This is a genomic window from Demequina aurantiaca (assembly GCF_050598105.1).
Classification (GTDB): domain Bacteria; phylum Actinomycetota; class Actinomycetes; order Actinomycetales; family Demequinaceae; genus Demequina; species Demequina aurantiaca_A.
Genome location: NZ_CP192436.1, coordinates 155,590 through 175,624, shown reverse-complemented (window position 1 = coordinate 175,624; position 20,035 = coordinate 155,590). Strand labels below are relative to the sequence as shown.

Here is a 20,035-nt window from a genome sequence, read left to right as displayed (position 1 = left end):
CTGTCAGCGCAGACCACGGCAAGAACGGACCGCTAGTCGGTGTGGCCCGCGCTCACATCCCCATGGTGGCGCACCCACGAGTGCATCGCAATAGCAGCCGCGGCGCCCGCGTTGATGGACCGGGTGGAGCCGTACTGCGCGATGGCGAGCGTCGCATCGGCCGCCTCCCGCACCGCGTCGGTCAGGCCTACGCTCTCTTGGCCAAAGACCAGCACGCAGCGGCGGGGCAGATCGTACGTCTCGATGGGCACGGAGCCGGGCAGGTTGTCGATGCCGATGACCGCCAGCCCCTCGCCGTGCGCCCACGCCACGAACTCCTCGACGGTGGGGTGGTGGCGAACGTGCTGGTAGCGGTCGGTGACCATCGCGCCGCGCCGGTTCCAGCGGCGCTTGCCCACAATGTGGACCTCGTGCGCCATGAAGGCGTTCGCGGTGCGGACCACGGAACCGATGTTGAAGTCGTGCTGCCAGTTCTCTATCGCCACGTGAAACACGTGCCGGCGGGCGTCGAGATCCGCGACTATCGCGTCATGGTTCCAGTACCGGTAGCGGTCCACCACGTTGCGGCGGTCTCCCTCGCGCAGGAGCTCCGGGTCCCACTGGGGTCCCTCCGGCAGCGGGCCCTCCCAGGGCCCCACTCCATAGTCGAGTACAGCTTCGCGGTCGGGCGCCGCTTCGGACGCCCCGCCCTTGGGCTCTAGGGCATCGCCGCTCGCCGCATCGGCCGCATTAAATTCGCTCACCCACGTAGAGTATCCGCGTGACCTTCGCCGCCGCGCTCGCCGCCATGCCGCTGCCCACCCTCGGGCCCGACTGGCTCGACCCAGATTTCCTCATCAACGGCTTCCTGGACCGTTGGGGACCGTGGGCCGTGTTCGCGATCTGCATGGTCATCATCATCGAGACCGGCCTGTTGTTCCCCTTCCTACCGGGCGACTCGCTGCTTTTCACCGTCGGGCTGTTCGTGGGAACCGGCGCGATCGACCTACCCATCTGGGTCGCGGCCCTCGCCATGGGCGCCGCCGCGTTCGTCGGCGACCAGATCGGGTTTGGCATCGGCCACTTCGCGGGGCCGCGAATATTCCGGCGGCCAAACTCCCGACTCTTCAAGCAGGAGTACGCGGATCAGACGGAGAAGTTCTTCGACAAGTACGGCCCGCGCGCGATCATCCTCGCGCGATTCGTGCCGTTTGTGCGCACGTACATCCCGGTTGCGGCCGGCGTGGGGCGCATGGGTTGGGCACACTTCGCGCGCTACAACCTCATTGGCGCACTGCTGTGGGGAGTGGGCGTCACGCTGCTCGGCTACTGGCTGGGCGGGTTCCCCATCGTGGCGGACAACATCGAGGTCGCGCTCATCCTGGTGGTGTTCGTGTCGCTCTTGCCCATCATCTTCGAGGCGATCAAGCACCGCGTCGAGGTGCGGCGTGCCGCTGCGGTCATCGTCGAAGAGCTGGACTGACGCTAACCGGACCGGTGACCGCCCGTGACCGAACTAGTACTGCTGGTCAGTGAAGAGGAACTTGGGCATCTGGTCGAGGAATCCGTAAAGCCCGCCCACCACGCCCTCAAGGTCGGTCAAATTGGTGTGCCCCTTCGAGTACGTCATGAGCAGGCGACCCTCGATCACGAGGCTCCGGCCCGCCCACCCGGGCGCGAGCATGAAGTCGATCAGCGCGGGGGTCAGCACGGCGTGTCCGATGCGCTCGTCTGCGCACCACACCTTCCACCGCTCGTTGAAGTGGTGTGACTCCACTTCGAGGTCCTTAGCGCCCATCTTGGCGAAGAATCGCTGAAAGGCGCCATCCGCGGTGAGCCGCATGGTCGGTACCGACGCCGGCATCGGAATCCAGGCGACCTGGTAGGGGTGCACCTGGGTCTGCGTCTGGCCCTGGCCGTTGGTGGTCTGCGTCTCGAAGCGGTACGCGAAGGTCTCGAACGGACGCCCGCCTACCGCGCCCCACACCACGTCCAACGCGCGACGGTTGTTCCCCAGGCCAAACGGGTTGCTCACGAACAGCTGAGCGCGCTCGTTGTACTCCGGGAGGTACCCGTACCCACGCGCGGTGACATACGACGCGAGCGCCGCCCGCCGCGCCTTCTCACGTTTGTGCCGGTGGATCGCAAACCAGATCGCGCCACCGATAGCCGCAACGCTCAACAGCACAATCATGACGAACACCAGAGCGAAGATTGCCTCCATCAGCTCTGCCTTACGCGATTACCCGAAGGCATGGTCGGGGGCAGTTAGAACTGGACGTCGGGAGCCTGGCGCGCGGCGGCGTCCTCGGTCTCGAAGTACTCCTCGCGATGGAAGCCGAACATGCTCGCGATGATGGTGGTGGGGAAGGTCTCGACCTTGGTGTTGATCTCGCGCACGTTCGCGTTGTAGAAGCGGCGTCCTGCAGCCACGCGGTCCTCGGTGTTGGTCAGCTCGCGCTGAAGCTCGAGGAAGTTCGTGTTTGCCTTGAGGTCGGGGTACGCCTCGGCGACCGCGAACAGGCGGCCTAGCGCCTGCGTCAGCACGTTCTCCTGCTGGGCCTGCTGGCCGGGCGTCGAGCCCGGAGCGGCGGCGATGGTGCGCGCCTGGGTGACGTCCTCGAGCGTGGTCTTCTCGTGTGACGCGTAGCCCTTGACGGTCTCGACAAGGTTGGGGATCAGGTCGTGGCGACGCTGCAGTTCAACGTCGATCTGGCGCCAGGCCTCTTGCACGAGGTTGCGCAGCCGGACCAGGCCGTTGTAGGCGCTGATTGCCCACACCACGGCGATGACCAGAATCACCGCGAGCGCGATAAAGAAGAATTCCATTTGAGCTGTCTCCCTAGATGAGTAACTAGTGCCGATGCTAGTGCCCCGGGCCCCGCGGCGCGAAGTAGCTCCGGGGGTGAGCCAGGCGGAGCACCCTCGCTAGACGCGCGGGTTGTCGTCGTCCTCGACGCCGATGCCGGTGTACTGGCCGGAGGTGAGTACCCCTGGGGTCGTGGCCCAGTCGGGCCCCACTAGCGGGCGGTGGTGTTCGCCGTCCGGAAGGTACTTTCCGTGCCGCGAGGCGAGGCCGCGCTCGGTGTATTCACGCAACACGTGGTCGGGAATCCGGCGCGCGATAGCGGTCAGTACCCCGAGCCGGGTAGCAAGCCCCTCCACCCCCACGCGGCCGGACTGCCACGTCATGACCGCCCCGCCCTCGATGCGGATCATGGCACCCTCCGCGTCGGGCTGAATGAGCCGCTCTAGCATCCGCGGGTCCAGCACGTCGTGGGCGTACTTGCGGTCCGCCGCACGGACACGCCACCGCCTGTTAAACGCCTCCGACTCGAAGTCGATGTCCATCGCGCCCACCGTCTTGGCCACCCGCTGCGCCAGCGACTCGGGGATCAACTCGAGGCGAGGGAGGTTGACGGGGAGCTCGACCAGCGTCACCTGGAAGGGATGCTTGCGCTTGTCCGCAGGCTCGTCGCCGCCGGTCTCGTAGACGTGAGTAAAGGTCGCGCACTCGAGCCCGTTCAGCTTGCCGCGCAGGACGTCGAGCTGCTGACGGTCGCCGCCTACTGCGAACGGAGCGCTCGCGAACCGGGAGTTGTACTCGGTGGTGCGCGGGGCGAAGTCCCAGCCGTGAAGCAAGGCGAACTCGGCGTACTCGCTGCGGTGACGGTGCGCGTGGACGGCCTCAAAGATCCAGACCGCGGCGCCGAACACCCCCGCCGCGACCACCCACCAGATCGACTGGCCCGCCACGAACAGAATGGCGGACACCGCAAACAGGGCCACGGACGCCAACCTCGCGACCCTTCTGAGACTCAGCGTCTGACGCATCCGCTCACCCTAGCGCTCGCGGTGTCCATGGGGAAAGAGCCATTTAGGCCAGACCCAGGTCCTCGAGGCCGTAAAGGTACAGGTAGGGCAGCCCTTCCGCCTCGATGCGCTCGCGCGAGCCGGTGTCGCGGTCCACGATCACCGCAACGGCCACCACGATCGCGCCCTCGGCGCGCAGTGCCTCGACGGCGGTCAGCACGGAGCCGCCGGTGGTCGAGGTGTCCTCGACCGCGACGACCTTGCGGCCCACCACGCTGGGGCCCTCAATCCGCCGCTGCAGGCCGTGCGCCTTGTTTTCCTTGCGCACCACGAACGAGTCGAGCTCGAGGCCGCGCGAGGCCGCCGCGTGCATGAGCGCGGTCGCGACCGGGTCGGCGCCGAGCGTGAGTCCGCCCACTGCGTCGATCTCCGCCGGCCCAAAACCCTGCTCCTCGAGCTGATCCAGGAGCAGGTGACCGACGAGCGGCCCGGCCCTGTGATGCAACGTGATGCGACGCAGGTCGACGTAGTAGTCGGCCTCCTTGCCGGAAGCGAGCGTGATGCGACCGTGCACGACGGCAAGGTCCTTAATGAGGTCGCGAAGCTCCTCGCGGGGGGTGCCAGTTGTCATGACGCCAGCCTAGCGGCGTGCGGCTTTGCCTCTGGCGCCCCGCGTTACGGCCGCCCGCCGCGGGCCCGCGTCACGGACTTGGGCATCAGGCGTAGCAGTCCCGATGCGGCGAAGTAGCGCGCGGATGGCGTCACCACCACCTGCTTGCGACGCACGCCCGCGAGCGCCGCCGTCACTACCGTGTCCGCAGTGAGCCAAGCGACGTTCGGGTAGTCGCTCTTCATGTGCTCGAGCGACTCGGAATCGTGGAACTCGGTGCGAACCAGGCCCGGCACCACTGCCGTGGCGGTCACACCGGTGCCCTTAAGATCTCCGGCGAGCCCCTCTGTGAAGTCGAGGATCCACCTCTTGTGGGCGGCGTAGGTCGAATTCGCCAGGTAGGCGGCGATCGACGAGATGTTGACGATCGCGCCGTGTCCGCGCGTCGCCATCGCCTTGGCCGCGGCGTGGGACAGCTGCAGGGTTGCGGTCACCATCACGTCGAGTACCGCGCGCTCAGCCTCCCACGTGGTGTCCAGGAATCCCTCGCCCAGGCCGAAGCCTGCGTTGTTCACCACCATGCTCACAGGGCGATCCGCGTCGGCGATGCGCGCTTCGACGATGTCACGCCCCGTCTGCGTAGACAGATCGGCGGGAAGCACCTCGGCGCCCACCCCGGTCGCAGAGCGAATCACGTCCGCGAGTTCGCTTAGCCTGTCCGCAGAACGGGCGACCAGGACCACGTCGTGCCCCGCGGTCGCCAACTGCCACGCGAATTCCTCGCCCAATCCGGCCGATGCGCCGGTCACCAAAGCTGTTGCCATAGTTCGAGGCTACGCGACGCATCGGCGCGGGCGCGCTCCGGTAGCGTGGAGTCATGCGCCTAGCCACCTGGAATGTGAATTCGATCCGTGCCCGTCAGGAACGGGTGGTGGACTGGCTGCAACGGTCGCAGACCGACGTGCTCGCGATGCAGGAGATCAAATGCAAGCCCGAGCAGTTCCCGCTCCAGGCATTTACGGACGCCGGCTACGAGGTCGCCGTCCACGGCCTCAATCAGTGGAACGGCGTGGCCATCGCCTCCCGGGTCGGCCTCGAAGACGTGCAGGACCACTTCGAGAATCAGCCCGGATTCGGCAAGCCGGGACAGGACGTGGTTGTCGAGGCACGCGCACTTGGCGCGACGTGCGGCGGCGTCCGCGTGTGGAGCCTGTACGTGCCCAACGGCCGCGGCGTCGCCGACCCGCACTACGCCTACAAGCTGGCCTTCCTGCGCGAGCTTCGCGCCGCCGCGACCACCTGGGCTGACGTGCCCACCGCCCTCGTCGGCGACTTCAACGTCGCGCCGCGCACCGAGGACATCTGGTCCGAGGCGGACGCGGATGCGGCCACCCACGTCACCCCGGAGGCCCGCGAGGCGTTTCACGCGTTCGAGGCGGCCGGCTTCGAGGAGCTCTCGCGCCGCTACCTCCCCGAGCCCAACACCTACACGTTCTGGGACTACAAGCAGCTGCGATTCCCCAAGGCCGAGGGCCTGCGCATCGACTTCATCTATGGCTCCCAGTCTCTCGCCGAGCGCGCCGTCGACGTGAGCATCGTGCGCGCGGAACGCAAGGGAAAGGGACCCTCCGACCACGTCCCGGTAGTGCTCGACATTGACGAGGCGGGCGCGCCGCTGTGACGAACGGCTCCCCTCCCGCAGGGGACGGCTCCGCCGCCGAGCCCGAACACGCAGGCGCCGCCGCCCACGGCTACGACTTCGCGCCGCCACCATTGCCCGGGACCGCTGCCCGGGACACCACTGCCGATGCGGGGGTCGCGCAGGCGGGGCCCGCCGCGCAAGGCGCGACCATCAGGAGCGGGGACCGGCCGCCGGCAGGGCGTCCCGGGCGCACACGGCGCGGTCGCCGTGGCCGAGCCAACGGCCGGTGGGTCTTCGTCACGATGATCGCCGCGATCGCCCTGATTGTGGGGGGAATCGGATGGGCGGCGGTGCTGGACCACAGGTCGTCCGGAGTGAAGCCAGCGGAGCTTGGCGTGACGGGCACGCTTCACACCGGTCAGGTGGTCAGCGGCATGTGCATCAAGGACGCCCCCGCTGCCGACTCCACTGGGCCCGTTGAAGTGGTGCGATGCTCAGACCCCCACCACGCCGAGGCGCTGGTGAGCTACACGTTCACGTCCGGGGAGTGGCCCGGCACCGAGCAGGCCCGCGCCGCCGTCTTGACGTTTTGCGCGGCTCAACTCGACCCTGCGGTCAGCGGACTGCCGCCCTCCCCCGACGCCCCCGAGTTCGAGTGGCTGGCATGGGTGCCCTCCGCCCAGACCTGGAATCTCGGTGATCGTACAGGCGTGTGCGTCGTGACGACGGAGCGCCCCGTTGCCGGTTCGTACGGAGCGGGTACGGCCCACGACGCGACGGCCGACGCGGTGATCGGCTAGCCCGACCACCTGCTCGCCGCGAAGGCCGTCAGTGCCTGCTCAGCGTTCGGAAGTCGCCGGAACGGCCCGTGAGGTGCCTGGCCGCGTTATCGCATATCGGCATGGACGAGCCACGCGAAGAGATGGCCGCGATCAGCACAGGGTCACCTGACGTCGCGAGCCAGTCCAAGACGGCCGAGGGGGTCGCCGGGTTGGCTGCCACCGCGGCTCTAAGCGCCGGGTACTCGTACGCAAGATCCGCGAGTTCCGTGGCACTCGTGTGCGGGTTGTGGGCGTGAGCCCTAGCCGCAGCCTCGTCCACCGACCACTCGTACACCGGATGGCGAGTCGGACGCATGACAATGCTGGGGCCGGGGGGAATCCCTGGCAGCGAGGCGGCCCGCGGCCGCTCGATCACGGGAGTCACCACTGGGGTCGCATCCTCGACTGGTGGCTCACTCGCCGCTGGCGCCTCTTCCCTGAACGCGTCACGCAAGACGAGCGCGATCACGGCTGCGGGAACCACTGGCAGTAGCCACACCAAGGGCGGGTACTCGACGTACTCGACATTGACAAGGAGCGCTGCCGCCACGAGGCAGATCACCGCGGCGGAGGCAAACAGTGCGTACGAGGCGGGTGACAGTCGCGCCCGCGTGGTTCGGCCGAGCAGCACTACAACGGCGAACAGAATGCCGGTTGCGAGGAGTGCAATCTCCCCTGTAGTCCAGTACATCTGGCCTCTCCCAATAGCGACGTCGCCAGCACCGCGCGAAACGGTACTCCCCTCAGCGGCGGCACCCTCAAGTACCGCACTCTCGAGCCTGCCACCGCCGGTCTCGTCCGTAAAGCCCCCCAAAAGGGGGTAATTGAGTCCGAGTGTCCGCCGCCCCCACTACTCTGTTGAGCAGGGGGAGGGCACTATATGAGTTCAACGCAGAAGACAATCGCCTTGGTCGAGGATCACGCGCTGATCGCGCTGGGGTTCCGGGACCTCATCGCGACCGCGGACGACCTACGCCTGGTGGGCATGGTGGAGACCGTGGCTGAGCTCGACGGGCTGGGTGAAAGCGTCGAGTTGGTGGTGTTGGACCTCCGACTGGCCGACGGCTCTATGCCCGAGGACAACGTCCGAGCCGTGCACGCGCGCGGGGCCCACGTGCTGGTGTACACCGGCGCCGAGGACCGTCGGATGATTCAATCCGCCGCCCGTTCCGGAGCCCTGGGCTTGATCCGAAAGTCCGCGGACCCGGAGACCCTGCTCGATGCGATCCGTACCGCGGCGCACGGCCGCGAGGTGTTCGGCGTCGACTGGGCCGCTGCGATCGACTCCGACACTCAACTGCCGGACGCCAAGCTGAGTGCTCGCGAACAGGAAATCCTGTCGCTCTACGCCTCCGGGGAGACCGCCACATCGGTGGCCTCGATCGCGCAGCTGTCGCGGGACACGGTCGCCGACTATGTCAGCCGGATTCGCCGTAAATACGCGAATGTCGGTCGCCCCGCCACCACGCGGATCGATCTCTACAAACGAGCCCTCGAGGATGGCCTGCTCGAGGGCCCCGCATGACGGCAGAAGCGGCAGCGCCGGCTAGCGAGTCAGTGGGTAGTTTGACGCCGCGGGCGGAAATGGTCACTCATGAGGCCCGCCACCGCATGCAGCGAATGCTGTTCTTCGCGTCCGGCATTGGCGCGATCGTGTTCGGTGCCCTGCTCCTCACCGGTGGTGGCGGAATTATTAGCCAGATGGAGCAACTGGCTCCCATCTACGCGTGGGCGTCGTTGTCTGTGGTGATCCTGCTCCCGGCGTCCTTCGTCGTACTCCCGTTCGTGCTGCCGATTCGGGCGATGTACGCGCTCGCCGCGACGGTGTCCATAGGGTTCGTCGTGGCGGAGCTGCTATGGGTGCCCGCAATGCTGCCGGAGTTCTTGTCGCACGACGCGTCACCCTGGCTTCAGGGCGTGACGGCCATGGCCGCGACCATCACCGCCGTTCGCTGGCAGGGGCGATGGGTGTGGGCCTACGCACTCGCCACCGGGCCCATCGTCGCCGTCAACCAGATACTGGCCCGCAAAGACTCGACGCTCGATGCTGTTCTCGACGGACTCGGCGGCATGGTCTTCTCCCTCATCCTCATGGGTGTCGCCATGGCAGTAGTCATGGCCGCCGACCGGCAGGACCGCGTCGCGGGGCGCGCCCGCACGCAGGCGTCCCACGAGGCCGTCCGACGGTCGAGGGACCGCGAGCAGACCCGAATCAACGCGATCGTCCATGACGACGTGATGTCGGTTCTCCTGACCGCAGGCAGGCTAGACCCGGCGGACGGCCTAGTCGAACAGGCGGCGCGTGCACTCGGGGCCATTAGCGCGATCACTGAGGACCAGACCGAGAGGGCGTTCTATAGCCCGGAGGAGTTTACGGCGGCGCTGCGCTCCACGGTCAACGACGCCATCGGCGCCGTCGACTTCTCGTTCTCGCTGCGCGACTCCACCCCAATTCCACCTGTCGTCGTCGCCGCGACCACAGAAGCACTCGGAGAGGCCATGCGAAACAGCGCACGCTACGCGGGGGCGGGCGACGTGCCCGTGACTCGCCAGGTCCATGTAGACGTGAGCTCCGCCGGCATCGAGGTGGTGGCGCGCGACACAGGGTGCGGATTCTCACCTCGCGCCGTTGGGCCGCGTCGCCTCGGCATCCGAGTCAGCATCATGGAGCGCATGGAGTCCATCCCGCGAGGCAAGGCCTCAGTGGAGTCGCATCCCGGTTCCGGCACCACGGTCACGCTGTCGTGGAGCCGCTCATGACGTCGCACGCGGCCAACGGAAGAGAATTCTTCGCGCCCGCCGATATCGCCTCGACCCCCACGGACGTCAGCGAACTGCTGCGACTCGAGGCGGTGCCTGCGCGAGTCGTCCTATTCCTGTTCATCGCGTCGAATGTAGTTTTCACCCTCGCGACGCTCGACCGCATGGCCGCCCCGTGGCCTTCGTTCGTGGCGCTCGCGCTGATCAGCGCCGGTGCGCTGATCGTGATGCGGCCGCACGCGGACCCGCTACCGTGGCCCAGCACCATCGCGGTCATCGGGGCGGTGTGCGGCAGCGCCCTCGTGATCTCCTGGTACCTTCCCGACACTGGCGACCTGGGACGCGAGTCGTGGCACCTGGGTGCTGCGACGTGGCTGCTGTTCTTCCTGGCGCTACGGCGTCGCGCCCTGATTGCCTGGCTGGGAATGGCGCTGCTCACCGCCATCACCACCATCTGGGCGCTGAGCGTGGGGCTCTCGCCGATGTTCGTGCTGGGCCTGGTGCAGATGCACATGGCCATCTTGCTGGTGGCCACGCTCTTCGCCACGAGCCTGCGTCGTACCGCACGCACCATCAACACCCTCACCGCGCGCTCCATCGATGCGGCTGTCGCGACGGCGGCCGCCGATGCCGGTCTTGAGATTCGTCGCCTGCGCGCCGCCGAGTTGGCGGCCCTCGCGGTGCCACACCTCGAGCGCATCGCCTCCGGCGCTCCGCTCACGGACGCCGACCGCCGGGTATTTCAGACGGTGGAGGCGGAGGTTCGAGACAGCGTGCGCGGCCGCTCGCTTACGTTGCCGAGCATCTCGGCCGCTGCCCGTGACGCGCGTGCTCGCGGCGTCACGGTCAACCTGTTGGACGACCGCGGCGCGCCGCTTCCGTCCGGGGATGCCATGCGTCGGCTGGGTGCCAGCGTCACTGAGGCCCTAGAGCAGACTCAGTGCGGAACGGTGACCGCGCGGATGCTCCCCGAGGGCCGCGAAGTCGCCGTGACCGTGGTCTCTGGCGCCGACGACGCTCCCCGCCGCGTCTCGCTCGACGAGTTCGGCATCGTCATCACTCTCTAGGTGTCGGTTTCCGCTATCGCGCGAACGGCTCTACTCGGTGTCACAACGCAAAAAAGCGGGTGGCCCCGTTGGGGACACCCGCTTCTCGCGACGTGGATACGTCAGGCTTAGGCGAGTGCCTTTGCCTTGAGCTTGTCGAACTCGGCCTGGTTGATTGCGCCAGCCTCGAGGAGTGCGTGAGCCGACTTGATGTCAGCTGCGGCGCCGGTGCCCTCGGACACGAGTGAACGCGTGTACTCGACCTGCGCGGTGTGCATCGCCTGTGCGTCTGCGATGTTGCGCTCGGTCATGCCCTTGCCGCGTGCGATGAGGTAGATCAGCGCACCAAGAACCGGAAGGAAGATGACGAAGATGACCCAGAGGGTCTTGCCGCCGCCGCCGAGGCTAGCGTCGCGGAAGATGTCCATCAGAATGCGCACAACGAGCATGATGAACAGCACGAAGACAAAGATCCAGAGCGTGTACAGAAGCACGTTCACGAAGTCACTGAGAAAATCCATTACTACCCCTTAGAGAAAATGTTGTAGGTCGCCGATCTTGACGCACCTCTAGGTATCGTACTGGGAATCCCGCACGTTTCGCTCAGTTAAACCGACCACATCGTCTAGATATTTTGTTGGAACTCAACACCCCAGCTGAGCTCCCAAGTGTCCCCGGCGGCGACCATATGAAGCTCCTCCCCGGAGGCGAGCGCGTTAGGGGGTGCCGTCGTGGGCTCCAGCGCCAGCGCCCACACCGTTCCCTTCTCGGTGGGGAACTGGTCCGTGTTGAAGATCTGGGCGTGCGCGAAGTTGCTGTCGCCCCACACCGTGACACAGCGACCGTCTGGGGCCGTCGCGGTCATCGCGCGCGTTCCGTCGTCGCGTTGCGGGATGTCGGTGTACGCCGTATCGAGGTCGACGTCGCCCACCCGCCGGCCGCCGCTCAGGTCGAAGCGCGTACCGGCGACGGGCTCGGCGCCCGTCGGGTTCAGCCGGTCGTCGACCACAATCCTGGTCGCCCCACCAAAGGTCACCACCAGGTCCTCGGTCGGCACATCGCCGATGCAGGGGAACGGGTGCGAGCCGACGGCGACAGGGGCGGGCGTGGCTGAGGCGTTGGTGATGCGGTGCGTGATTGAGATGCCGGCGTCGGTCAGGACGTACTCCGTGACCACGCTCAGCTCCCACGGGTAGCCGTCACTCGCCGGGATGGTGGCGCGCAGAATCACCGACTCCGCGCTACGCGCCAACACCTCGTGAGGCAGCTTCAGCAAGAAGCCGTGGATGGCGTTGTTCAACTCCGGCTCGTTCACGGGCAGCTGACGAACGACGCCTTCGTGCGTCCACGCACCGTCGCGCACCCGGTTGGGCCACGGGATCAGAATCTGACCCGCGCAGTAGGCCACCTCGGCGTCCTCGGCGAAGCCCTGAACGATGTTGAGCCCGTCCACTTTCAGCACGCGCAGACCTGCGCCCACGCTGGTGACAGTGGCGGTGACGGTGGAGTCGCCTACGCGACGCTCGAGGTTGATCTGCTCGCCCGTGGGGCTGACGTCGTTGTTCATAATGACTACTGAACCACATCTAGGCCCAGGCAACGCGCCTAGGCGGGTGTGATGTCGCCGAGCTTCCAGGGGCTACGCCTCGCGCGCCGCGAGGGCCAGGTCGATGCCCGCGAGGTCATTCAGCGAGGCCACCGTGACGGTCGGCCGGGTGAAGTGCGCAGGATATGACCCGCCCCCTCGGTTGATCCACACCGTGGACAGGCCCGCCGCGGCGGCCCCGTGGATGTCCCACGGATGAACGGCCACGAGGTACGCCGGCCCCTGCGTGCCGGTTCGCGAAACGGCGTCGGCGTACGAGCCCAGGGTCGGCTTCCAGAGAGAGTGTCCCTGGACGGTCAGCAGTTGGTCGATAGCGTCGAGCGCACCCGCCTCCCTCAGCAGACGCTCCGCGACGTCGGTGGGGCCGTTGGACAGCGTGAGGAGCCGATGCCCGGCGCGGCTAAGCGCGTGCAGGCCCTCCGGGACGTCGGGGTGCAAACCGACTGTTCCGAACGCCGCCATGACGGAATCGACAGCGTCGTCGAGAGTCCCCGCGAGTTGGGCGCCGCTCAGTAGGTCCCTCGCGTTGTTGGTGGCTATCGCGCCGAAGGGGGTCTCGCCGCCCGCCGCCGCCAATGCGAAGCCGTCCCGCAAGACTGTCGCAAACCAGGTTGCCGCCAGCGACCTCGCAGCGCCGACCTCCTCGAAGGCGTCGGCAACCGTGCTGAGATCGGACAGCGTCTCGTTTACGTCGAAGAAGATCGTCACCGTCTGTGTGTCCACTTTGAACTCCGCCTCCTGGTTATTGGTCGCCGCATCGGGCGACCCACTGGCTTCCCGTCGCGTCACCACGTGTCGACGGTAACGCGCATCGCCGTCACGTACCTGGAAATCTCGTCCGCATCGGCCCCGGAACGCATGATGACGTGCAACCCGAGCAGGAAGCACGTGAAGAGGTCCGTGCGCGCCTGCGCGAGAGCCTGGTTGGGCCCGCCCTCGGCAACGACGTGTCCGACCAGGGTCGACATCTGCTCTCGCATCTGACGCCGGTAGTCGGCGGAGAAGTCGTAGCCAGGTAGCGAGCCGCGCAACTCGTTGGAGGCCATCACCATGAGGCAACCGTCTCTTCCGTGCTCGGAGATCGCGTCGGCCTCGAAGAGGTCGAGGAACCGGTGGACTCCAGCGACCCCCGGCCCTGCCTGCTCGATCATGCTTGCGAACATCGCCATCCGCTCAGCGAGATAGCGGCGCAGCACTATGGCGAAGAGCTCCTCCTTGGAGCCGAAGGTCCGGTAGAGGCTGGGCTTGTGCACGCCGCTGGCCTCCACGATGTCCGTCATGGACGTCTGGCTGTAGCCCTGACGCCAAAAGAGCGCCGTCAGTTGAGACAGCACCTCCTCATCATTGAAGAGCCGCGGACGGCCGATCACGGAACTCAAAGTCTCACTCATGTGGCCATCCTACGTCCGCAAAGTCGATTTTGTAACCTATCGGTATCAAACTGCCCACGACTATGCTACCGTTTGGTACAGAACGAGGCGTCCTGGTCCCCGGGCACGCCCACCGGCCACTAATAGAGGAGCGAAGATGACTGACTTTCCACGCTACGACGAGACCAACGCCCCCGAGGCTTCGCGAGCACTACTCGAGGGTTCGAAGAAGAAGAACGGGCGAATCCCCGGACTACACGCAACCATGGCGGAGGCTCCCGGCCTGCTCGAGGGATACCTTCACCTTCACCAGCTGGTCCTCGACTCGAGTTTCGACAAGGACGAGGTAACCGTGCTCTGGCAGACGGTCAACGTCGAGCACGAGTGCCACTACTGCGTGCCGGCTCACACTGGCATCGCCAAGGGCATGAAGGTCGACGACGCGATCACCAACGCGCTGCGGGACGAGACCCCCCTGCCTACCGCGCACCTCGAGGCGCTGCGCACGTTCACCCTCGCGATGGTCCGGTCCCGCGGCAACGTCGAGGACGCCGCTGTGCAGACCTTCCTCGACGCCGGCTACACCAAGCGCCAGGTGCTGGAGGTCATCCTCGGCATCTCGCAGAAGGTGATGTCCAACTACACCAATCACCTCGCGCAGACCCCGGTCGACCCGCCCTTCGAGCCGTTCGTCTGGCACGCAAAGTCGCCTTCTGCCTAACCGCCTCCGCCGCACCGCACCGCACCGGAGTATCTGCTGAGGGATTTTCCTCCGGTACGATGCGGCGGCGACAAGCGGCGGCCTCGCGGCTAGCCGCGGCGACGACGCATCGCCACGAGGACGATGCCCGCCAAGAGCAGCGCGGCGGCTACGCCCAGCGCCCGGGATGTCTCCGCGCCCGTGGAGGACAGCGCCCCGTTCGTCGTCGATGGTCCGGCTGGATCAGGGGTGACTGGAACGGGAATGGCTGAGGGCTCATCGGCCTCGATGAGCACGAAGCCCGCGTCGACCGTGGGGTCGATGTAGCTGCCGTCCGCGACACTCTGCAGTCCCAACGCGTTGTACTCGGAGGCGCTCATCAGTGCGTCGGAGTCACCCCGGGACGGGTAGGTGATCCGCACTGTCCCCGAGGAGAAGGACCCGTCGGGCGCCGCCTCCCGGCCGATGTCGGAGTCGACATCGGCTCGACCCTTCAGGGGAACGGTGGGCGAATACAGTGCGCGCTGCGCCTCCGTCAGGTGGAAGCTCACCGTGTACGTGCCGGGGTAGAGGCCCTCGAAGACGTAGTATCCAGCGTCGTCAGTCGTGGTGCTGCTAAGCACGGTGCCGTCGAGCCTGTGCAGGGTCACTCCTACCCCCGCGAGGCCGGGTTCCGACTCGTCCTGCACTCCATTGCTGTTGACGTCGACCCAGGCTCGGTCGCCCAGCGCGAGCGCGGGATCGGGATTCGAGATCGCCACGCCAGCCTTGAGCGGCGCGGTACGAAAGTAGCTGTACCTGAAGTCCTCGGCCGCATCGAGCGGATTCGTGACCGTCTGCGCCCACCCACCGAACGAGTTCCAGGCGGGTGCGTCGTCCAGGGGTGCGCCGGCAGGCAACTCCTCCGGGTTCTGGGTGCGAAAGGAGATCTTGACGGACTCGGACGGCTGTAGCAGGGCATCGTCCGGGTAGGTCACCTCGAACTTCAAGGCGGTGACGGTCGCGAGCACCGCGGCGTCGTCCTTGACGGAATCCCAGTCAGTCCGCCAGTTCAAGCAGTCAGGACTGAACGGGTCTTCGTTCGCTTCGTCACCGCTCAGGACGCACGAGCCGTCCGCGGCGGTTTGGTAGGAAATGGCGAGCGTTCCCTGCGTGGCGCTGAGCCATTCCACGTCGATTCCCGCGAGCAGGGTCGGAGTGAAGGTGCTGCCTCGCTGGAGGTGCGACAGCCCCGTGGTGATGCCCACGTCGCCGGGGGTCGGCAACACGTCCACGGCGACCAGGGACTTGGTGGGCAAGTTGCCCGCGTTCGTCAACCAGAGCCTCCACTCCTCGGTGCCACCGGGCTGGGTCTGCACCACGCATGGGGTGCGCTGCCACTCGGACAGCGCGCCGCTCAGATAGTCGGCCTCGTCACCCTGGCAGATTCCGGTGATGCCGGTGAGTTCCTCTCCGGCGTCGGTGTCGACCACCTCCCGGACGTACTTGGTAAACCAGTACCCCTGGGCCACCGGCACCTGAATCTGCGCGACGGCGGGACCCACCGAATCCTGCCCCAACTCGTCAACGTAGGTGAGGTCGTACGAGTTTTCGAAGTCGCCCGGTGCGTGTCCCGCCCGGACCGTCAACGGCACGGTGACGGCGTAGGTCTCTCCTGGCCACACCGTGTCCGCCTCCGGCAGCGCGATGCTGACGGTGTCGCTGCCATCGGTGCAACCCTGGTCGTAGGTCACCACCGCGTCGGCGAGATCCGTCGTGACTCCGGGTGCGTCAGTTCCCCCTGTGCCAAGCGTAATCGCGCTCACCTCGGGGTCATAGATCACGTCGGGCTGTCCCGCGACGCAGGCGATGGTGTCGGTAAGCACCAAGTCGCGCACCGCGGTCGTGCCGGTATTGCGCAGCGTCAGCACGAAGTTGGACCCCGCGCCGGCGGGCAGCGTCTGGTCAAGCGGCGTCTTTGTGATGGTCACGTCACTCGTTCGCGAGGTGACACTGAAGGACGCCGATGCGCTGTCGGTGGCCTGGTTGCCCTGCGCGTTGACGGCGGCCACCTCCACCGTGTTGGTGATCGCGGTGCCGTCCGGAATCGGCTCACCACTCGCGCGGAACGTGGGACGCAGGTCGAATGCCAACTGGAGCTTCTGTCCGTAGCCCGACAAGTTGGAGGAGCTCGTGGACATATCCGGGAGGCGTGACGATCCGTCCGCCGTCCAGAACTTCACACGGACACCCTCGACGGCGTCGAACGACTGCCCGGCGGGCGCGAGCGTTGCTCCGGCAGGTACCGCCTGGAATGCACTCCCCTGAGGCACGTCCCAGCCATCGGACGGTGCGTCCTCGGGAAGCAGCCACGCGTTCCCAATGCGGTACTCGACGCCGAACCTGACGTCGACGCTGGAGCCGGAGGGCTCTCCCACTACCCCGGTGAGCCCAGCCAGGTCGAAGATGTCCCAGAAGGCCGGGGTGATATCCGTGAGCTCGTAGCTAATGGGGTTGCTGTACGAGTCCGCGTCGGGGGCGGTGGCCGTAGCGGTGAACTTGTTCGCCCCCAGCACCATCGTGGTCGTTGGGCCGGCGCCTGACGACAAGATCGTGGCGGTGTCCGGCGACAGCGACTTGATGGCCTGCACGCTGACCTCCTGGGTCGAGAGCGCGCGGATCTCCAGCGAGTCGAGCGCGGCGGCTGCAGCCGAATACTCTCCGTACTCGGCGGCCGCGCTCACGACGTTGTCTACTGTCAGCGGGTTGTCAGTAAGGTCGATCGGGTCGATTGCCGCGCCGCTGAGACGCACCTCGCGGACCGCAGTGGCGAACCCGGCGTTGAGCGGCTCCCCCGTGTTAATGCCGCCTGCGGCCCCCGCGACGTCAAAGGCAACGCTGACCACGTCGGTGTGGGTCGCGAGGAATGCATTCACTTGCGCCATCACTGAGGCAATATTGGCCGCTCGGTCGCCACCCGCGGCGGGAACGATGGTCGTCGCGGCGGCACCAGACGGCGTCAGCGTGGCGCTCAGCGTGGCGGCATCGGCCGACTCAGGCACAGTCATGTCGCTGAGAGTCACCAACTGAATCGCGTCGAAGGGGTTCGACTGGGCGACGGTGGCGCCGTCCACCAGCTGGGCGCCGATTGCGGGCTCCTGGAGCGTCAGCGAGTCCACGGGGATCTCGTGCTTCGAGTCGTTCTGCACCCCAATGCGCAGGCCGAACGTGGGATAGTCGCCGCTGTTGGGCACCCACAGGGGCACCTCCAGCGCACGGGAACCGGGCGCGTCGGAGGACGTCCACGTCTTGGACGTCTCGACCGCGATGACGGTGTCGCCGCCGGGGCCCGGGCCATCGGTGGTCGTGATGTCGTCGGAGTCCGCCACCCGGTCACCCACCACCTCTGTGCCGTCGGCGGGATTGGTGCCGGACGCCTGCGAGACGGCCAGGTTCCGGAAGACCGCCGGCGGGTTGGCCGTGGCGGCGGTCCACTCGACGAGCGTGCGATACCGCTGCGACTCGTCCAGCGGGGTGCCATCGGAGCGCACGTAGGTCACGCGCACACCATCAACCGCGGTTGCGAACGTGGTGGCCGGTATCGCGCCAGTCACACTGCCCAGACCACTGGGCGTGGACCACGACCCACCGACGAGGACCTCTACTGAGGCCCGCACCCCGGCGGGCAGCGCCGATGCCGTGAGCCCGGTGGGGCGGAAGGACGAGTCCCAGACGCTGGTACCGGTGGTTGGCGGGGTGTTGATCGAGTCCTCGATGGTCAGGGTGTTGACCGGCACATTGGACAACGGTGACCCGTCGATGGCGTCGAGTCGCGACGTCAGCACCGACACGAAGGTGGCCCCCGCGTCGACCGAGGTGTTCGCCGGAGTGATCGCCTTGTCGGTGCGACTCTCGACATGCGGAGTCACGATGTTCACCTCGTCGATCGCCGGCGCCGCGATCGCAGACGCGGATCCAGCAAGGACCTCACCGTCGGCACTATTGCGCGCCGTGGTGGCGTCCGGACCGGCGAGGAGGGCATACGGCATGGCGCTGACGGCGGAGGCCGTCAGGTTGCCGGTGAAGTTGACGGAGAATCCCAAGACGGTGCGACCCGCATCGGGCTCCGGGAACGTGATCTGCGCGGGCGACGTCGCGAGGTCCGCGCTAAACGTGCCGGACTCTGCGGTGGCACCGTCTCCGTCGTCCGCGTAGGTGTACGTGACGGTGGCCCCCGTCGCCCCACTCGGGACCACTCCTGCACGGCTGAGCGTGTTCGAGCCGTCAGTGCCGAAGCCTACGAACGTCACTCCCTGCGCCGCGAAGTCGTAGGTCGCGGGGTCCACTGCTGCGTCGCGCTGCGCCGGGTCGCTCACCGTCAGCGAGTCCAGCGGCACGTTACCAATGCTCCGCACCGTGGCCCGGGCACCGAAGGCCTCGCCCGTGACGATCACGGCGTCGCTCGCGAGCTCGCCACCGCTCGCGGACGTGTACACCTTGGTCGCGCGGGCGGATAGAACGGGCGGCTCGACAGTGATTGAGTCGCTCGATTCCGTCGTTTCCTCACCGAAGCCCGTGGTGGCGACTGTCGCCGATGCCGTATTGGTCACCGGGGATTGGTCCGCGGTCAAGGTCGCGCGCTGGGCCATCGAGAAGGACAGCACCGCGTGCTCTTCCGCAGCGATCACGTCGACCCCAGACGAGTGCGAAACGGTTGCCGTGACGCCCACCACGTCGGCGAGAGTCTTTCCCGCGCTGGCGAGCGCGGTGGCGACGGCGGCTTCGTCAGGCAGGCTGGCCGACGCCGGGAACGTCTCGCTTGTGCCGCCTTGAAGTGCTAACGAAACAGTCACCTGGTCGGCGCTGGCGGGCATTGTAAATCCGGTAAAGGCCACGAACGAGAACTCGTCGAATGCGGCGCTCCCGGCGGCGGGGTCCGTGATGACCAGCGCCTGAGCGGGAAGGTTCGAGGTGTGAGAGGCGTCGAGGCTGACTCCCACGAGGCCTGCGGCACCCGCCACCACCACGTCCTCGCTCCAGGTCTTGGTCAGGTGCGGCTGAAGGACGGGTACGAACTCGATGCGAGCGGTATCGGTCGATGAGTCGTCCTGGACGAACTCGTCAGAGGACGCGAGGGTCGCCGTATTCGGGACCTCCTGACCGCCGGCGGGGATCTGACTCGTGGCGGGGAGCTTCGCGGTAAGCGAGAAGGTCATGCCGTGGCCGCTGGCGAGTCCCTTCTTCCCAGGGAAGCCGCTGCTGACGTCGTTGAATACTGCCGTCAGCGTCTGCCCGTTGGCTGCCGATGGCTCGGTGACCGTGGGTGCCGGCCATACCCCGTCGGAGACATAGTTGACGCTACCCGGCACGTATTCGAACGGCGCCGGGATGACGTCGGTCAGTGCGGTGTCCCAGCAATAGATGGTGTCCGACTGGCAGTTGACAGTAATGCTCCAGTTCACTTCCCCGCCGGACTGCACCACCTTGCCCGTTGGCGAGGTCACCACCTTCGCCACCTCGAGGAGGGCTCGCACCTCAGCGGGCGACTCGACGGCCGCAGCGCCCGATGCGGTCGCAAGGGTGAGGCAGAGCAGCATCGCGACGGTGGAGACGATGCGCGCACGCAGACGGGCGGCGGCGGGCCGCGCCGGGCGCGCTGAGGACAGAAGTGTGGCAGGCATGACCTCATTGAAGCGCCGAGCGGCGCCG

General features: G+C 67.0%; 19 protein-coding genes. 7 read left to right on the top strand and 12 right to left on the bottom strand.

Annotation, left to right across the window (positions count from 1 at the left end):
- Positions 1–32: 32 nt before the first annotated feature.
- Positions 33–638 carry a TrmH family RNA methyltransferase gene (locus ACQU6B_RS00780; protein WP_430869255.1) on the bottom strand — a complete coding sequence of 202 codons (606 nt, stop codon included), beginning with the start codon at positions 636–638 and terminating at the stop codon, positions 33–35.
- A 122-nt stretch (positions 639–760) separates the two neighbouring features.
- Here ACQU6B_RS00780 and ACQU6B_RS00775 point away from each other — a divergent pair, with 122 nt between their 5' ends.
- Positions 761–1,462, top strand: a complete 702-nt coding sequence (locus ACQU6B_RS00775; protein WP_430868145.1) for a VTT domain-containing protein — start codon at positions 761–763, stop codon at positions 1,460–1,462.
- A 33-nt stretch (positions 1,463–1,495) separates the two neighbouring features.
- Here ACQU6B_RS00775 and ACQU6B_RS00770 read toward each other — a convergent pair whose 3' ends face one another.
- From ACQU6B_RS00770 to ACQU6B_RS00750, 5 genes are all read right to left on the bottom strand, one after another.
- The gene (locus ACQU6B_RS00770) at positions 1,496–2,203 is read right to left on the bottom strand and encodes a hypothetical protein (RefSeq protein ID WP_430868144.1); all 708 of its coding nucleotides are present in this window, start codon (positions 2,201–2,203) and stop codon (positions 1,496–1,498) included.
- A 44-nt stretch (positions 2,204–2,247) separates the two neighbouring features.
- Entirely contained in the window at positions 2,248–2,808 is a 561-nt protein-coding gene (locus ACQU6B_RS00765) for a LemA family protein (protein WP_430868143.1), read from the bottom strand.
- 99 nt (positions 2,809–2,907) lie between these two features.
- Positions 2,908–3,813, bottom strand: a complete 906-nt coding sequence (locus tag ACQU6B_RS00760; RefSeq protein WP_430868142.1) for a hypothetical protein — start codon at positions 3,811–3,813, stop codon at positions 2,908–2,910.
- 43 nt (positions 3,814–3,856) lie between these two features.
- Positions 3,857–4,423 (bottom strand): orotate phosphoribosyltransferase, encoded by a 567-nt coding sequence (gene pyrE, locus ACQU6B_RS00755; protein WP_430868141.1) that lies wholly within the window; start codon positions 4,421–4,423, stop codon positions 3,857–3,859.
- Positions 4,424–4,467: 44 nt separating this feature from the next.
- Positions 4,468–5,226: an SDR family NAD(P)-dependent oxidoreductase gene (locus tag ACQU6B_RS00750; protein ID WP_430868140.1), complete on the bottom strand. Its 759-nt coding sequence runs from the start codon at positions 5,224–5,226 to the stop codon at positions 4,468–4,470.
- A gap of 53 nt (positions 5,227–5,279) precedes the next feature.
- On the opposite strand from ACQU6B_RS00750, the gene ACQU6B_RS00745 reads away from it, so the two are divergent.
- On the top strand, positions 5,280–6,083 hold the full coding sequence (locus tag ACQU6B_RS00745) for an exodeoxyribonuclease III (protein WP_430868139.1): 804 nt from the start codon (positions 5,280–5,282) through the stop codon (positions 6,081–6,083).
- Positions 6,080–6,844 carry a hypothetical protein gene (locus tag ACQU6B_RS00740; RefSeq protein ID WP_430868138.1) on the top strand — a complete coding sequence of 255 codons (765 nt, stop codon included), beginning with the start codon at positions 6,080–6,082 and terminating at the stop codon, positions 6,842–6,844. Before ACQU6B_RS00745 ends, ACQU6B_RS00740 begins: the two co-directional genes overlap by 4 nt.
- Before the next feature lie 28 nt (positions 6,845–6,872).
- Here ACQU6B_RS00740 and ACQU6B_RS00735 read toward each other — a convergent pair whose 3' ends face one another.
- Positions 6,873–7,556, bottom strand: a complete 684-nt coding sequence (locus ACQU6B_RS00735) for a hypothetical protein (RefSeq protein ID WP_430868137.1) — start codon at positions 7,554–7,556, stop codon at positions 6,873–6,875.
- A 189-nt stretch (positions 7,557–7,745) separates the two neighbouring features.
- Here ACQU6B_RS00735 and ACQU6B_RS00730 point away from each other — a divergent pair, with 189 nt between their 5' ends.
- Genes ACQU6B_RS00730 through ACQU6B_RS00720 form a run of 3 tightly spaced genes read left to right on the top strand, consistent with a single transcriptional unit; the run spans position 7,746 to position 10,692 of the window.
- Positions 7,746–8,390, top strand: a complete 645-nt coding sequence (locus ACQU6B_RS00730) for a response regulator transcription factor (RefSeq protein ID WP_430868136.1) — start codon at positions 7,746–7,748, stop codon at positions 8,388–8,390.
- Positions 8,387–9,625, top strand: a complete 1,239-nt coding sequence (locus ACQU6B_RS00725) for a sensor histidine kinase (RefSeq protein WP_430868135.1) — start codon at positions 8,387–8,389, stop codon at positions 9,623–9,625. Before ACQU6B_RS00730 ends, ACQU6B_RS00725 begins: the two co-directional genes overlap by 4 nt.
- Positions 9,622–10,692, top strand: a complete 1,071-nt coding sequence (locus ACQU6B_RS00720; protein WP_430868134.1) for a hypothetical protein — start codon at positions 9,622–9,624, stop codon at positions 10,690–10,692. Before ACQU6B_RS00725 ends, ACQU6B_RS00720 begins: the two co-directional genes overlap by 4 nt.
- A 107-nt stretch (positions 10,693–10,799) precedes the next feature.
- On the opposite strand, the gene ACQU6B_RS00715 is transcribed toward ACQU6B_RS00720, so the two are convergent.
- The 4 genes from ACQU6B_RS00715 to ACQU6B_RS00700 form a co-directional block, all read right to left on the bottom strand.
- Positions 10,800–11,192: a PLD nuclease N-terminal domain-containing protein gene (locus tag ACQU6B_RS00715; RefSeq protein WP_430868133.1), complete on the bottom strand. Its 393-nt coding sequence runs from the start codon at positions 11,190–11,192 to the stop codon at positions 10,800–10,802.
- 104 nt (positions 11,193–11,296) lie between these two features.
- The gene (locus ACQU6B_RS00710; RefSeq protein WP_430868132.1) at positions 11,297–12,238 is read right to left on the bottom strand and encodes an aldose 1-epimerase family protein; all 942 of its coding nucleotides are present in this window, start codon (positions 12,236–12,238) and stop codon (positions 11,297–11,299) included.
- 72 nt (positions 12,239–12,310) lie between these two features.
- Positions 12,311–13,000, bottom strand: a complete 690-nt coding sequence (locus ACQU6B_RS00705; RefSeq protein ID WP_430868131.1) for a haloacid dehalogenase type II — start codon at positions 12,998–13,000, stop codon at positions 12,311–12,313.
- A 62-nt stretch (positions 13,001–13,062) separates the two neighbouring features.
- On the bottom strand, positions 13,063–13,668 hold the full coding sequence (locus ACQU6B_RS00700) for a TetR/AcrR family transcriptional regulator (protein WP_430868130.1): 606 nt from the start codon (positions 13,666–13,668) through the stop codon (positions 13,063–13,065).
- A gap of 136 nt (positions 13,669–13,804) precedes the next feature.
- On the opposite strand from ACQU6B_RS00700, the gene ACQU6B_RS00695 reads away from it, so the two are divergent.
- Positions 13,805–14,368 carry a carboxymuconolactone decarboxylase family protein gene (locus ACQU6B_RS00695; RefSeq protein ID WP_430868129.1) on the top strand — a complete coding sequence of 188 codons (564 nt, stop codon included), beginning with the start codon at positions 13,805–13,807 and terminating at the stop codon, positions 14,366–14,368.
- An 89-nt stretch (positions 14,369–14,457) separates the two neighbouring features.
- On the opposite strand, the gene ACQU6B_RS00690 is transcribed toward ACQU6B_RS00695, so the two are convergent.
- The gene (locus tag ACQU6B_RS00690; protein WP_430868128.1) at positions 14,458–20,007 is read right to left on the bottom strand and encodes an SdrD B-like domain-containing protein; all 5,550 of its coding nucleotides are present in this window, start codon (positions 20,005–20,007) and stop codon (positions 14,458–14,460) included.
- Positions 20,008–20,035: the final 28 nt, after the last annotated feature.

Excerpts from the sequence above, each read along its gene's own strand:
- ACQU6B_RS00770 (WP_430868144.1), bottom strand. The coding sequence starts at position 2,203 with ATGGAGGCAATCTTCGCTCTGGTGTTCGTCATGATTGTGCTGTTGAGC.
- ACQU6B_RS00765 (WP_430868143.1), bottom strand. The coding sequence starts at position 2,808 with ATGGAATTCTTCTTTATCGCGCTCGCGGTGATTCTGGTCATCGCCGTG.
- ACQU6B_RS00760 (WP_430868142.1), bottom strand. The coding sequence starts at position 3,813 with ATGCGTCAGACGCTGAGTCTCAGAAGGGTCGCGAGGTTGGCGTCCGTG.
- pyrE (WP_430868141.1), bottom strand. The coding sequence starts at position 4,423 with ATGACAACTGGCACCCCCCGCGAGGAGCTTCGCGACCTCATTAAGGAC.
- ACQU6B_RS00750 (WP_430868140.1), bottom strand. The coding sequence starts at position 5,226 with ATGGCAACAGCTTTGGTGACCGGCGCATCGGCCGGATTGGGCGAGGAA.
- ACQU6B_RS00745 (WP_430868139.1), top strand. The coding sequence starts at position 5,280 with ATGCGCCTAGCCACCTGGAATGTGAATTCGATCCGTGCCCGTCAGGAA.
- ACQU6B_RS00735 (WP_430868137.1), bottom strand. The coding sequence starts at position 7,556 with ATGTACTGGACTACAGGGGAGATTGCACTCCTCGCAACCGGCATTCTG.
- ACQU6B_RS00730 (WP_430868136.1), top strand. The coding sequence starts at position 7,746 with ATGAGTTCAACGCAGAAGACAATCGCCTTGGTCGAGGATCACGCGCTG.
- ACQU6B_RS00725 (WP_430868135.1), top strand. The coding sequence starts at position 8,387 with ATGACGGCAGAAGCGGCAGCGCCGGCTAGCGAGTCAGTGGGTAGTTTG.
- ACQU6B_RS00720 (WP_430868134.1), top strand. The coding sequence starts at position 9,622 with ATGACGTCGCACGCGGCCAACGGAAGAGAATTCTTCGCGCCCGCCGAT.
- ACQU6B_RS00715 (WP_430868133.1), bottom strand. The coding sequence starts at position 11,192 with ATGGATTTTCTCAGTGACTTCGTGAACGTGCTTCTGTACACGCTCTGG.
- ACQU6B_RS00710 (WP_430868132.1), bottom strand. The coding sequence starts at position 12,238 with ATGAACAACGACGTCAGCCCCACGGGCGAGCAGATCAACCTCGAGCGT.
- ACQU6B_RS00700 (WP_430868130.1), bottom strand. The coding sequence starts at position 13,668 with ATGAGTGAGACTTTGAGTTCCGTGATCGGCCGTCCGCGGCTCTTCAAT.
- ACQU6B_RS00695 (WP_430868129.1), top strand. The coding sequence starts at position 13,805 with ATGACTGACTTTCCACGCTACGACGAGACCAACGCCCCCGAGGCTTCG.
- ACQU6B_RS00690 (WP_430868128.1), bottom strand. The coding sequence starts at position 20,007 with ATGCCTGCCACACTTCTGTCCTCAGCGCGCCCGGCGCGGCCCGCCGCC.